Below are 13,683 nucleotides of genomic sequence, written 5' to 3' on the forward strand. Positions count from 1 at the left end.
AACATCATCATTAACTTTTTCATAGAAATAGGGTCCAAATCCTTTTTTATCTTTTATCCAAAACTTTTTAGGCTTAACCATGCTTTTCTATTAAAAAAAATTGGTTTCAACTGATGGAAATTGAAAGCACATTTTCGCTAAACCAATAAACCTAAAAATCCAGCTACTCAATGATACAAATAGATACCAGCCGACGCACAATAGGTTTAAACTTTTTAGAAGATGGTAGTACAGAAATACGACTATGGGCGCCCTATGCTTCAAAAGTATTTCTTGTGATCAAAAAAAAACTTGATCCTATAGAAATGGAGGAAGAGGAATTTGGTTACTGGTTTATCCAAACCGATCAGATAAAATCTGGTGATGAGTACGGTTTTGAGATCTGGAATGAGAAAAAGAAAGAAAAATATACTTCCAATCCATCGATACTACGAAGGGCCGATCCTGCTGCTTTATTTTTTAAAAATGGAATAGGCGAGTATTCCAGCGCCTGTAATGTAAACGATTTTAAGTGGACTGATCAAAATTGGAAGGGTTTAGCGCAAAAAGATTATATCATTTACGAACTTCATACCGGAACTTTCAGCCCAAATGGCGATTTTATATCAATCGAAGCTAAACTCGATTATTTGCTTCAATTGGGTATCACTGCTATAGAAATTATGCCTGTGGCTCAGTTTCCCGGCGAAAGGAACTGGGGTTACGATGGTGTTTTTCCTTTCGCTGTTCAAAATAGTTATGGCGGACCAGCAGCTTTACAACATTTGGTAAATGCCTGCCATAACAAAGGTCTGGCCGTTATACTGGATGTAGTTTATAACCATGTAGGGCCAGAAGGCAATTACTTTAACGATTTCGGGCCTTATTTTACCAATAAACACCATACCCCATGGGGATCTGCCATTAATTTTGATGATGCGGATGCCGACCCTGTCCGCCATTATTTTATCGAAAATGTTTTGATGTGGTTCAGGGATTTCCATATTGATGCGCTCAGGCTTGATGCCGTGCATGCGATTAAAGATCTTGGCGCACAGCATATTCTGGCAGAAATTAAAAAATATACCGATCAGCTTTCTGCTAAAACGGGCAAGCTACATCAGCTTTTTGTAGAACTCGACCTGAATGATAACCGTTATATCAATACTTTAACTAAAGGTGGCTATGGAATGGATGGACAGTGGATTGATGAATTTCATCATGCACTTCGTGTAGCTGCTGGTCAGGAGAAAAACGGTTATTATGCCGATTTTAATGGAATTGAACATCTGGCAAAATCTTATGAAACGGCTTATGTATATGATGGTCAGTATTCACCACACCGGAGAAAAACGTTTGGAATTGAAGCAGAAGGGAATGGAGGTGAACAGTTTATCGTTTTTTCACAGAACCATGATCAAACTGGTAACCGGATGTTAGGGGAAAGAACCAGCACTTTATTAAGTTTTGAGCTATTGAAACTTCTTGCTGCTGCAGTTTTTTGTAGTCCTTATTTACCGCTGATTTTTATGGGCGAGGAGTATGGTGAAGAAAATCCCTTCCAGTTTTTTATAAGCCATACCGATAAACAATTGGTAGAGGCCGTAAGGAAGGGTAGAAAAGCCGAATTTGCGGCATTCCAGCATTCAGAAGATACACCTGATCCGCAAAGTGAAACTACTTTTAAGCATTCAAAGCTCAACTGGGAATGGTTGGATCAACCCAAACACCAACTGTTATTGGCGTATTATAAAAACCTCATTTCCCTAAGGAAAAGCAATCCCGCATTTAATCATTTAAACCGTAAACAGGTAAGTGCAAGTGCCATTAAAGATCAGAACTGTCTAATCCTGGTCCGCTGGCATGAAGAGCAAAAACTTACCTGTTTAATGAACTTTTCCGATCGGGAACAAAAGCTTTCGTTCCCGAATTTATCCACGGCAAAAGTTTTGCTGAATTCTGCAGATGTGCAATGGGGAGGAGTAAACAAAGCAATCGCCTCGGTTTCCGATCAAGATCAAATTATCATCAATCCACAATCTATTTTAATTTTTACGAGCGAGCATGTATAAACCCCAATCTACCTACCGTATTCAGTTTAACCAGAATTTTAATTTTAAATCGCTTGATCAGATTATTCCTTACCTTAAAAACTTAGGGATTGAAACGTTATATGCTTCACCCATTTTTGAGGCATTGCCGGGAAGTAGCCATGGTTACGATGTGGTGAACCCTCTAAAAATTAATCCCGAAATTGGGACTGAAAAAGAATTATTTGCAATAAACAAAAAACTCAAAGCTGCCGGCATCAACTGGTTACAGGATATTGTTCCCAATCACATGGCTTTTCACCCTAACAACGCATGGCTAATGGATGTATTGGAAAAAGGTGAAAAGTCTAAATTCTCCGCATTTTTTGATATCGATTATTCGGAAAAGTTAATGGTTCCTTTTCTAGGTGAAAATCTGGAAGATGCTATTTCCAATTTAGCTGTACAGGTTGCAAAAAAAGGCCAAAAATATATTTTGAGCTATGGTGAAAGCAATTGGCCGGTTAATGCTGAAGGTTTAAATTTTATTCAACAAAATAAGCTGAATGAGATCAATAAGAATCCGGAACTTTTAACAGAACTGATCGGTTTACAACATTATCGCCTCTGTAACTGGCAGGAAACCGATAAAAAGATAAATTACAGGCGCTTTTTTACTGTAAATAGCCTTATTTGCTTAAATATTCAAAATTCTGAAGTTTTCAAAACTTACCATCAATACATCTTTCAATTGGTAGAAAAAGGAATCTTTCAGGGTTTAAGGATCGATCACATTGATGGACTTTACGATCCAAAAGTTTACCTCGATCAGTTAAGGGAACAGGTAGGTGAGGATGTTTATATCGTAGTAGAAAAGATTTTAGCAGGTAAAGAACAAATGCCGGCCGAATGGAAAGCGCAGGGAAATACCGGTTATGATTTTTTAGCGATGAGCAATAACCTGCTGACCAATAAGGCCGGAGAAAAACCTTTTAATCAACTTTATCAGCAGGTTACAGGTAAAAAACAAGATCCTGAAAAATTGATGCATGAAAAGAAAACGGCAATTCTGTATAAACACATGCATGGTGAGCTCGATAACCTTTTCAATTTGTTTAGGAGTTCGGGCCTGATGGATGAAAAACGTGCACTTGCTGTTGGTGAAGAAAAAATTAAAGAGGCCTTAGGCGAAATGCTGATCCAGATGCCTGTGTATCGCTATTATCACTATGAATTTCCATTATCGCCTGAAGATTCATCCAAAATCAAGGATTTATTGTTGCCCGTTATGGTGCATCCTGAATTAGGTGAAGCAGGTAAGTTTCTGGAAGAAGTGTTTTTGATTAATCCAGCTAGAAAAGACAACGCGTATAACCAAAAGCTACAGGCTTTTTATCAGCGTTGCATGCAATTTACAGGACCGCTAATGGCAAAAGGGGTAGAAGATACCCTAATGTTTACCTACAACCGTTTTGTAGGGCATAGCGAGGTTGGCGATGCTGCCGATGCTTTTGGAATTACTGCTGAAGAATTTCATCAGGATATGATCCAGCGGCAATTAAGCTGGCCTTTATCCATGAACGGCAGTTCGACACATGATACCAAAAAAGGAGAGGATATACGCGCCAGGTTAAATGTACTAACCGACATTCCAAACCGCTGGGCCAAGGTTGTGCACGAACTATTGCAATTAACTGCAGCGCTCCAGGCCAAAACACCATCCTTTAAGTGGCTGCACCAAAACGACATTTACCTCATTATTCAAACTACTTTAGGTGCTTTGACCATGCCGGGTATTGTAGAGGATGACATTCATGAGCGATTGGGCCAGTACATAGAAAAAGCGCTTAGAGAAGCCAAAAAACGTTCTGATTGGGCCGAACCTGATGAGGATTATGAAAATAAATTAAAAGAATTTGCCCAGCTTTTGATCAGTGATGGAAGTGAAGGTTATCAAATATTAACTGCTTTTTTAGCCGAAATTGCTGATTTCGCTATTGTTAACAGTTTAACGCAACTGTTATTAAAATTTACCTGTCCAGGTATTCCGGATATTTATCAGGGAACTGAACTTTGGGATTTAAGCCTGGTTGACCCTGATAACCGCAGGGCAGTAGATTATGAAAGAAGTGCTGATTTAATGGCTGATCTGCAAAATTCAACAACTAAAAGCCTTTGGCAGGAGCGTTATTCTGGAAAAATAAAATTGTGGCTCACCAAAACGTTATTAAAGGTTCGAACAGAAAATCACCTGATTCTTGAAGAAGGAGATTACGTTCCTCTAACCGTTAGGGGTAAGTACAGTAAAAATATTTTCGCTTTCGCCCGTAAACTGGATCAGCAATGGATTGTTGTAGCTGTTCCATTGGGCCTGGCCTCGCTTACTAAAAATATTGCTGATAAAGCTTTTGATTGGCTTGATACGGAAATTATTTTACCTAAAAATGCACCAACCAGCTGGCGCGATTTATTGTCTGCGCAAACGTTTTCCAAAGATCTCTTGAATGAAGGGATTCAGGTCAATCAATTGTTTGCAGAAATCCCTCTGGCTATCATCGCACTCAAACACAGGCAGCCAGAGCGGTCGGCAGGTATATTAATGCACATTACTTCTTTGCCTTCCTCTTTTGGAATTGGAGATCTTGGTACCGATGCAAAAAACTTTGTAGATTTTCTTTCTGCTTCGAAACAACGCTACTGGCAGATTTTGCCGCTCAATCCAACCAAGGCAGAAAATGGACATTCGCCTTATTCAAGTAATTCGGCCATGGCAGGTAATGTATTGTTGATCAGTCCGGAGTTGTTGATACAGGATGGACTGCTCACGTCAAAAGAAATGGAAAACGCTGCCCTTCCATCTAATGAGCAGGTAGATTTTAAAGCAGTAGAAAAATCGAAAGCTGAATTATTGAATAAAGCTTATCAACGTTTTTTAAAAACAACAGATCCCATTTTGCAAAAGCTGTATAAAGATTTCTGTAGCAAAGAGAAAGACTGGCTTAACGATTTTGCGATTTATGTGGCTATTAAACAACATCACCAGCATTTAGAATGGTACCATTGGCCTGATGAATTTAAGAAAAACGACCATGAAACAGTTGAAAGATTTATTAAGAAAAACGCCAGCGAAATCGATGAAATTAAATGGCAGCAGTTTATCTTTTATAAACAGTGGGCGCAACTGAAACAATATGCCAACCAGAATGGGGTGGATATTATTGGCGATCTTCCATTTTATGTAGACCGCGACTCAGTTGAAGTTTGGGCTCATCCGGAACTGTTTAAATTGGATGCTGATCTCAATCCGGAACGAGTTGCTGGTGTTCCACCTGATTATTTTAACGAAAAGGGACAGCTTTGGGGCATGCCAGTTTTTAACTGGGAAAATATAAAAGCGGACGGTTATGCCTGGTGGGTGAAACGTTTGAAGAAAAATATTGAGCTTTTTGATTTGCTCCGACTCGATCATTTCAGGGCTTTTTCTTCCTATTGGGAAATTCCGGCAGGAGATACTGACGCCACAAATGGTAAATGGGTACAAGGTCCCGGAACTGCATTTTTCAAAACAATTGAAAACGCACTGGGCGAGTTACCCTTTATTGCAGAAGATTTAGGCGAAATATCTGATGATGTTGAAATTTTGCGGAACGAACTGAAATTTCCAGGCATGAAAGTGCTACAGTTTTCGTTTGGAGAAGATCTTTTGGCCTCGCCCCACATTCCGCATAATTTCGATTCTGTAAATAGTATCGTATATAGCGGAACACATGATAATAACACCATTAAGGGTTGGTTTATAGCAGAAATGAATAGCAAAGCCCGAGAAAGGTTAAATCTCTACTCAGGCGCTAGGGTGAACGAAAATAATGTAAACGGAACAATCCTGAGGATGGTTTATGCTTCAATTGCTAAAATAGCGATCTTACCCATTCAGGATATTTTAAGCTTAAGTGAAGATGCCCGGATGAATACTCCTGGGAGCATGGAAAACAATTGGTTGTGGCGTTTAAAATCAGAAAATTTAACGGTTGAGGTTATAAACTGGCTTAAAAAGCAGACAGAAATGTACGGCAGGGCTATTTAAGTTTCTTTTGGAGTGAGCTATTCGGGTTAAATTAGGGTGCAATGGTAACAAATTTACTAAAGAAGCATCAAAATGCCTTTCTTTTGCACCCAGATATTGTTTTTTAATAGAATTGTTTAGTTTTGCGGCCCGTAAATTGCATACGGAAAGAAAACAAAATGATAACCAGGATCTGTAAAAGATCCCAATTAAAAACAATTATGGACAAATTCAAACAAGTACAGGAAGTTATCGCTTCAGTTGAAGCTGATGTAGCAAAATTTTATGATGGTGGTAATGCTGCAGCAGGTACACGTGTACGTAAAGCAATGCAAGATTTAAAAGTATTGGCTCAAGATATCAGAGCTGAGGTTACTGAAAAGAAAAATACTGCAAAATAATTGAACCGCATTTTAGCATATAAAGCTTCTGGTATATGCCAGGAGCTTTTTTGTTTTCTGGTGTTTGTAGTTTACCATCCGCATTGCTACGCACACAATTTTTATAGAAGATCTTATACGCTATACCAATCTTGGCTTATATATGTCTTGTATGGTTAATTCACAGCAATTAATTAATAGCATCACTTTTATCCATTATTCAATCCCGCAAATTGCACAGATTGAAACTCAGATTTTAAAAATAAAACGTCTGTTTCTTGATTTTCTTATCGTGTGGATACTGCTTCACCAATATTTGTAACTGCCAATGCGATACTTAAAACTCGTAAACTTAAATTGTCGACTGAAATTTTTTTACACTAATTTGGAATATGTTTTTTGATTAATGTCAATTACAATCACTGTTTATCATTCCTTACTATAAGCGGATAGTATTAATTTTGTTGCACATGAATTTGATTGTCTATCCGTTCGTGTAAGTAGGATTTGTTTAATTTGTGATGACTTTAAGCAAAGGAAAGGTAAACATGCAAATGTTTGCCTTTTTTTGTGCATTATTCATACCGCTGCACTTATAATTTATTTACTTTTGCAGTCCTATAAGATTATATGCGGGGTGTAAATATGGCGGAAGCAACAAATGAGCAAATAGCAATCAAGGCAACTTACTTTAGTATCATCGGTAACACCTCTTTGGCCCTCATTAAAGGCGCAGCCGGAATTTTTGGAAATTCTTATGCCCTTATCGCAGATGCTATTGAATCAACTGCCGATATTTTTTCGTCAGTTTTAGTGCTCTTCGGGATCAAATACTCCAACCGTCCCGCCGATGAAAACCACCCTTACGGTCATGGCAGGGCAGAACCTTTAATCACATTTTTAGTCGTTGGTTTTTTAATCACTTCAGCCACCATAATTGCTTACGAGAGTATCGAAAACATACAGACCCCTCATGGTTTGCCCAAACCCTTTACCTTATTTATTCTTGGCGCAATCATCATCTGGAAGGAAATTTCTTTCCGCCTGGTGATGAAGAGGAGCAAAGAAACCAACAGTTCATCCTTAAAGGCAGATGCCTGGCATCATAGAAGCGATGCCATTACCTCCGTTGCCGCTTTTATCGGCATTTCGGTGGCCTTGTTTATGGGTAAAGGTTATGAGTCTGCAGATGATTGGTCGGCCTTGTTTGCGGCAGGTTTTATCCTGTATAACTGTTACCATATTTTCAGACCAGCTTTGGGCGAGATAATGGATGAAAACCTCTATGAAGATATCATTGAAGAAATCAGAAAGGTTTCTACAACCGTTCAGGGTATTTCGGGCACCGAAAAATGTTTTATCCGTAAATCAGGCATGAAATACCATGTTGATCTCCATGCATTGGTTGATGGCAGTCTTTCGGTTAGGGCAGGCCACGAACTTGCCCATAAACTTCAGGATACGTTGCACCACGATATTCCTGAACTGGGCAATATTTTGATCCATATTGAACCTTCAGGGCATCATGATTAATGCCGTTCAAGCCAAAAAGTAACGGATATGATAAATTGATCACTTGATTTCAAAATACTCTTGACTAATATTTGCGGCGTGAACAAAGTTGTCATTTTTCTGCTGTTCCCGATCATTATATTTAATACTTTAAATTATATTTAATCCAAAGATTTCTCGACTTCACTCAAAATGATGATTTAAAGAGAATAATTATCAGCAAATCGGTTATGCTTCAAAACAGGGTAAATCCATCCGGACAAATCATTAAAACACCTCACCGTGGAGCATGGCTGGGTAACCGTGGGGTATTGCATAACGAACAACAGGAGATCGTACGTCCTTATAAAATCAAAGCCTGGATTACCTGTGTTCTTGAATTTAGGAACAGGCACCGTGAGGTAATGCAGCCCAACCGTTGGACAGAGTTATTCTTTTTAGACGAAGCCACCGCATTTTCTGCCGGTCACCGTCCTTGCTTCCAATGTCGTTACGAAGATCATCAACGGTTTAAAACTTATTGGTTAAAAAGTAACCCCGAATATGGGTTTGATATGAAAACCCCTGTTTCTGAAATCGACAATATTCTTCATCAGGAAAGGGTTACAGCCAATAAAATCAAAGTCACATACCAAGAGAAATTAGTTGATCTTCCTGATGGTACTTTTGTTCTTTATCAAGACCAGTCTTATTTGTTAAAACAAAATCAATTGCATTTATGGACACCTGCAGGTTATGAAAAATCCATTGCATTACCTGATTTGGAGATGGTTAATGTTTTAACTCCAAAATCATTTGTAAATATGTTTAAGGGTGGGTATCTCCCTCAGATGGGCAAATAAAAGATAAAATCTTAGTATTAATTGTATTGTGCTATGTGCGAAGCGCTGATATCCTGTATTCCATCATTTCTAACAATATTCCTTTATTACTATTTATATGGCTTTAAATAATAACAAAATATATCTTTATCTGCATAATAAATAATACAAAAAATACAAATAAGTAATTTTTATTTCCTAATTTGTATCTTCTTAGTCGTATTAATGAAAAATGTCGTCTCTCTCTCTCTGTTTTGATTATCCTGTTTATGTCGTTCGGCATGAGCTGTAATTCCAGTAAAAATTTAATTGCCCAACAAAGTATAAACCAAAAAGTATTTAGAGCATCACAGGGTGCCAAAAAGATCAATGGCGATCAACTCATCGAAGCCATGTTAGCTGAAAGGTTTCTTTTCGATAAAATGCTGATCAGGAATGGTTTTAATGCTCAGAACCAATACCCAAAAGTAATCTCAATACTTAATAGGGAAGCAGTTACAGTTTCATTTAATGGTTTGGATTACAATATTATGCAGAACAAAATCGTTGGCATTAAAGGCATTAAGTTATCCTTATCCGCATTAACTACCCTCACAGAGAAAATGGTAAAGTTAGATCAGAATCAGCAATATTATTGTGAGCAGGCCAATTTAGCTTACCAGGTAAAAAATCGTGATCTGCAAACCATTAAAACGTTCGACCGGCAATATTTTGCAGCACTAAGAATTATCAGGCTGATTACGCACAACATTGCAGAAATGGCTAGGAAACCGAATCCATCTGTATTAATAGAAATATCGATAGCCAAAATTAAACTACCAGATAGTAAAATTGAATTTAAAAAAAGTTATGTTGCAGAGGTTGAATAACCTGTTGAGGATTATGTAGTTTATTTCACACCAGTCACCATATAAACACTCTGTCCAACTGCACCTTCATAGCCAAATACCAGTTTATACTCGTAAAAATTTTCAATTTCACTTTTAAAAGAATCAAACGAAGGTGTTTCTGTTGATGCATATTTCGGATCCCATTGAAATTTACTGCCAATTTTTAAAGTGGGTTTATTTCCGTTATTAGCATGGTTGATGATTAATTGGCTAGGGGTGATGATGTTTTCCATATCTAAAATTTAATGATCTTATCTATGTAATTTAACGCATAACTTACCTAATTGTTTCCAAGCTAATGTAACAATTAGAAAAGAGTATCTGCATGCAGCACCTTAAATCAGTAGAAAAATATATGAAAATGGCGTTTTTATCCCCCTGAAGATCATAGTATAAGTATAATTTAAATGAAATGATACAAAAAGACTACATCGCCTACATAAGCAGGTTTTGGTTGATCTTTGATGACCAGCGTAGCCTGGATAGTAACTTTTGTAATTCCGCGCAGATTGCTGATGCAGTTTAACTTTGCCTTTAATTGCACTTCATTGTTTACCAGCACCGCCTGTCCAAACCTGAAACTTTCAATCCCGTAGTTAATTTCCATTTTGATGTTGCGCACGTCCGCAATCTGTTTCCACAGGTATGGAATTAAAGATAAAGTAAGGTAACCATGTGCAATGGTAGCTTTAAACGGACCTTCGTTCTGGGCTCTTTCCGGATCGGTATGGATCCATTGATGATCTAAGGTTGCATCTGCAAATTTATTGATCTGCTCCTGGTCTATGGTATGCCACTGTGAAACACCTAGCTCTTTACCAAGATGTGATTGATATTCTTCAAAATTGTTGATCACCAACATATTATTCTTTTATGGGGTTTAGCACTATTTTAACAATTCCTTTAGGTACAGTACTTCCTTCAGGGATATCGCTGGGATGGACTCATCTGCTCCCAATTATAATCATAATAACTGTGCCTTTAACATTATACGTATAAAAATGTTTAAAAGATTTTTACAGGTACATTCCATAAAAGTGTTAATATATTAATAAACAGTTGGTTTCGGTATATTGATTGATTAGCATTTTTGCTGAATAATAATGCGATTTTGCTGATGGATGTTGATTAATTCCAATTTTGCAGGATATTTTTTTTGATTTTGTACTGTTCGTTTATGTACAAATATTGTCCATTTTCGAACAGGCATTTTTATTTTAGACCCAATAAATTGGCCTAATTACTGGTTCAGCCAACTTCTCTATATTTGGCACAGGAATGGCGCTTTCAATCGAAATTTAGAGCTATGTTTAAATTAAACCTGAAGATTGCTTTTAGAAACCTGATGAGGAATAAATCTTATGCCCTCATCAATATCTTAGGCCTATCTATCGGAATGACCAGTTGTATTCTGATTTTTATTTTTATCCAGTTTCAACTGAGTTACGATAAACATTTTAAAGATGCCGATCGCATATTCAGGTTTGTAACCGACTGGAAATACAATAATTTTGATGATTACTCAGCAGGGGTACCTTTGCCTTTTGCCCTGGCAGCTAAAGAAGAGCTTACAGGCATAGAGAAGATTGGAAGGATTTCGCGCAATAGCGGCGTGGTGCTGGTGCGCAATGGCGATGGTACCGAACATTTTAAAGCGGTAAAGGATGTTTATTTTACAGAGGCTGATTTATTTGATATCTTACAGGTGAAATGGCTTTTTGGGAAACCAACCCAATCACTCTCAGAGCCCAATACCACAGTTATTTCAGAGAAAATAGCAAAAGCTTTCTTTGGTTCTGCCCAACAGGCCATTGGTAAAAGTTTTACCTTTTGGAATTCCATTCAGCTCAGGGTAGTTGGAGTAATTGCCGATATGCCGAGCAGTAGTAGCATTCCACTGGAAATTATGATCAGTTATCCAACTTTTTATGGTTATAAAAATCAGGATTGGGATTCGGTAAGTACTTATAACGAATGTTTTGTATTGTTAAAACCAGGCGCTTCTATGGCTGTATTTGAACAGTCGTTAGAGAGGATGAACAATAAATATCTAAAGCAAAAAAAGCTTGCCGGCAATCAGCGCAGCCATCTTCAGGCGTTATCTGATATTCATTTTAGCGAACGTTATAACAATTTTGCTGATACAAATATTACCAAAAAAGAGGTTTACGGCCTGGCAATTATAGGTCTGTTTTTAATGGTTACGGCCTGCATCAATTTTATTAACCTGGCAACCGCACAGTCGGTTAACCGTTCAAAAGAAGTGGGTGTACGTAAAGTGATGGGAGCCATGCGCAGGCAACTAGTAATTCAATTTTTAGCCGAGACTACAACCATAACAGTGATTTCTATGCTTTTGGCCTGTATCTTCTCAGAGCTGATGTTGCCTTTTCTATCGCACCTCTTTAAAGGAGAGGTGTCATTATCTCTATTTACGGATCCCAATGTTTTTGTGTTTTTGTTTTCTCTGGTTGTAGTGGTTAGCTTTTTGGCAGGATTTTATCCGGCAATGATTATTTCGGGTTTTAGTCCGGCTTTAGCCATTAAAAATAAAGTGCGTATCCAATCAGGGAATTTAAGTTTGAGAATGATATTGATTGTGGTACAATTTAGCATTACCATTGTACTTATTATTGCCACGGTTGTCGTCATTAAGCAAATGCAATATGTGAGAGAGAAACCACTCGGCTTTAAAAAAGAGGCTGTAGTGCTGCTTAATTTCCCCGGAGACAGTGCGAGCATGAGCCATCAACAATTGTTCAGGGAGAAATTGCTCCATATTCCAGGCGTAGAGAAACAAAGCTATTTTGTAAGACCGCCACTTTCGGGTACGATGAACACCACAAATTTTTATGTGGATGGCAGGGAAAATAAAGATTTCGAAGTGCGTTTAAGTCCAAGTGATGAACATTATTTCGATCTGTTTGGATTGCAGTTTTTAGCAGGGAAAGTTTATGGAAAAAGTGATACAGCGAATGCCTATATCGCAAACGAGACTTTTGTAAAGAAAATCGGTATTACCAATTCACAATTAGCACTTGGTAAAATAATTTCTCAGAATGGAAGAACTGGCCCCATAGTTGGTGTGGTGAAAGATTTTAACGACCAATCGCTTAAAGAAAAAATATCGCCAATGGTTTTTTACCAGGAAAAGAGGCAATACTATAGTATGGGACTTGAGCTTGATGCTAAACAGATTATGCCGGCCATGAAAGAGATAGAAAACCTATGGAAAAGCAGTTTTCCTAATGAAGTATACGATGCGAAATTTATGGATAATGATATTGATAAATATTACGAATCAGATCGTATTACAGGTCTTTTATTCAGGATATTTGCAGGCGTAATTATGTTTATCTCGTTCATAGGGCTATTCGGACTGGTTTCTTTTGTTGCAGCTCAGCGTACGCGTGAAATGGCCATAAGGAAAGTGCTTGGCGCTACAACAGTAGAATTGGTAAAAATGCTCAACAGCTCCTTTATCAGGATGGTTTTTGTTGCTAATCTGGTTGCCTGGCCATTGGCTTACATTCTGGCGAATAAGTGGTTATCAGGTTTTGCATACCGCACTTCAATGGGGCTTTGGCCTTTTATGTTGGCCATGCTAACGTCAATGGCGTTAACATTGATTACAGTAAGTTTCAGATCTTACCGCGCGGCAAAAGCAAATGCAATAGATGCACTTAAATATGAGTAAATCAATGCAGAACATTCCTAGCATTGTGTTCTCAAGTTTTTCATCCTCCTGAACTTGTTTCATGATCTAATAGAATTCGGTCAATCTAAAACCTAACTCTGTGTTGATTCGTGAAATCTGCGGGAGTATTTCGCTATGGTTTTCCCGCAGATTTAAGAAGATTAGCGCAGAACTATCGTGAAAATCAATTTGATGTAATTATATGTAATTATTTTAAATTCAGGTATTTATATGTTTTAAGGTGTCGCTTTTAGCTCAGCGAGTAGCACTTATTCTTCAACGATATTAAATTTATCTAAATATTTAATTTG

9 protein-coding genes are annotated in these 13,683 nt (G+C 37.7%); 7 read left to right on the top strand and 2 right to left on the bottom strand.

Annotation, left to right across the window (positions count from 1 at the left end):
- Positions 1–170 precede the first annotated feature (170 nt).
- The 6 genes from treZ (at position 171) to H9L23_RS08485 (ending at position 9,654) form a co-directional block, all read left to right on the top strand.
- Positions 171–2,051 carry a malto-oligosyltrehalose trehalohydrolase gene (gene treZ / locus H9L23_RS08460; RefSeq protein WP_187594542.1) on the top strand — a complete coding sequence of 627 codons (1,881 nt, stop codon included), beginning with the start codon at positions 171–173 and terminating at the stop codon, positions 2,049–2,051.
- Positions 2,044–6,093 (top strand): malto-oligosyltrehalose synthase, encoded by a 4,050-nt coding sequence (gene treY, locus H9L23_RS08465; RefSeq protein WP_187594543.1) that lies wholly within the window; start codon positions 2,044–2,046, stop codon positions 6,091–6,093. The genes treZ and treY overlap by 8 nt, the downstream gene beginning before the upstream one ends.
- A 200-nt stretch (positions 6,094–6,293) precedes the next feature.
- Positions 6,294–6,473: a histone H1 gene (locus H9L23_RS08470; protein WP_187594544.1), complete on the top strand. Its 180-nt coding sequence runs from the start codon at positions 6,294–6,296 to the stop codon at positions 6,471–6,473.
- 624 nt (positions 6,474–7,097) lie between these two features.
- On the top strand, positions 7,098–7,985 hold the full coding sequence (locus H9L23_RS08475; RefSeq protein WP_187594545.1) for a cation diffusion facilitator family transporter: 888 nt from the start codon (positions 7,098–7,100) through the stop codon (positions 7,983–7,985).
- A 209-nt stretch (positions 7,986–8,194) separates the two neighbouring features.
- Positions 8,195–8,806, top strand: coding sequence for a hypothetical protein (locus H9L23_RS08480; protein ID WP_187594546.1), 612 nt, complete (start codon positions 8,195–8,197; stop codon positions 8,804–8,806).
- Positions 8,807–9,066: 260 nt separating this feature from the next.
- On the top strand, positions 9,067–9,654 hold the full coding sequence (locus H9L23_RS08485) for a hypothetical protein (protein ID WP_187594547.1): 588 nt from the start codon (positions 9,067–9,069) through the stop codon (positions 9,652–9,654).
- A 20-nt stretch (positions 9,655–9,674) separates the two neighbouring features.
- Here H9L23_RS08485 and H9L23_RS08490 read toward each other — a convergent pair whose 3' ends face one another.
- Both H9L23_RS08490 and H9L23_RS08495 read right to left on the bottom strand, forming a co-directional pair.
- Positions 9,675–9,908: a hypothetical protein gene (locus tag H9L23_RS08490; RefSeq protein ID WP_187594548.1), complete on the bottom strand. Its 234-nt coding sequence runs from the start codon at positions 9,906–9,908 to the stop codon at positions 9,675–9,677.
- 170 nt (positions 9,909–10,078) lie between these two features.
- Positions 10,079–10,537 (bottom strand): MaoC family dehydratase, encoded by a 459-nt coding sequence (locus H9L23_RS08495; protein WP_187594549.1) that lies wholly within the window; start codon positions 10,535–10,537, stop codon positions 10,079–10,081.
- 444 nt (positions 10,538–10,981) lie between these two features.
- On the opposite strand from H9L23_RS08495, the gene H9L23_RS08500 reads away from it, so the two are divergent.
- Positions 10,982–13,372, top strand: a complete 2,391-nt coding sequence (locus H9L23_RS08500; protein ID WP_187594550.1) for an ABC transporter permease — start codon at positions 10,982–10,984, stop codon at positions 13,370–13,372.
- Positions 13,373–13,683: the final 311 nt, after the last annotated feature.

The sequence above is a fragment of the Pedobacter roseus genome, assembly GCF_014395225.1.
Lineage (GTDB): Bacteria > Bacteroidota > Bacteroidia > Sphingobacteriales > Sphingobacteriaceae > Pedobacter > Pedobacter roseus.

Excerpts from the sequence above, each read along its gene's own strand:
- H9L23_RS08485 (WP_187594547.1), top strand. The coding sequence starts at position 9,067 with ATGAGCTGTAATTCCAGTAAAAATTTAATTGCCCAACAAAGTATAAAC.
- H9L23_RS08480 (WP_187594546.1), top strand. The coding sequence starts at position 8,195 with ATGCTTCAAAACAGGGTAAATCCATCCGGACAAATCATTAAAACACCT.
- H9L23_RS08475 (WP_187594545.1), top strand. The coding sequence starts at position 7,098 with ATGGCGGAAGCAACAAATGAGCAAATAGCAATCAAGGCAACTTACTTT.
- treY (WP_187594543.1), top strand. The coding sequence starts at position 2,044 with ATGTATAAACCCCAATCTACCTACCGTATTCAGTTTAACCAGAATTTT.
- H9L23_RS08490 (WP_187594548.1), bottom strand. The coding sequence starts at position 9,908 with ATGGAAAACATCATCACCCCTAGCCAATTAATCATCAACCATGCTAAT.
- H9L23_RS08500 (WP_187594550.1), top strand. The coding sequence starts at position 10,982 with ATGTTTAAATTAAACCTGAAGATTGCTTTTAGAAACCTGATGAGGAAT.
- H9L23_RS08495 (WP_187594549.1), bottom strand. The coding sequence starts at position 10,537 with ATGTTGGTGATCAACAATTTTGAAGAATATCAATCACATCTTGGTAAA.
- H9L23_RS08470 (WP_187594544.1), top strand. The coding sequence starts at position 6,294 with ATGGACAAATTCAAACAAGTACAGGAAGTTATCGCTTCAGTTGAAGCT.
- treZ (WP_187594542.1), top strand. The coding sequence starts at position 171 with ATGATACAAATAGATACCAGCCGACGCACAATAGGTTTAAACTTTTTA.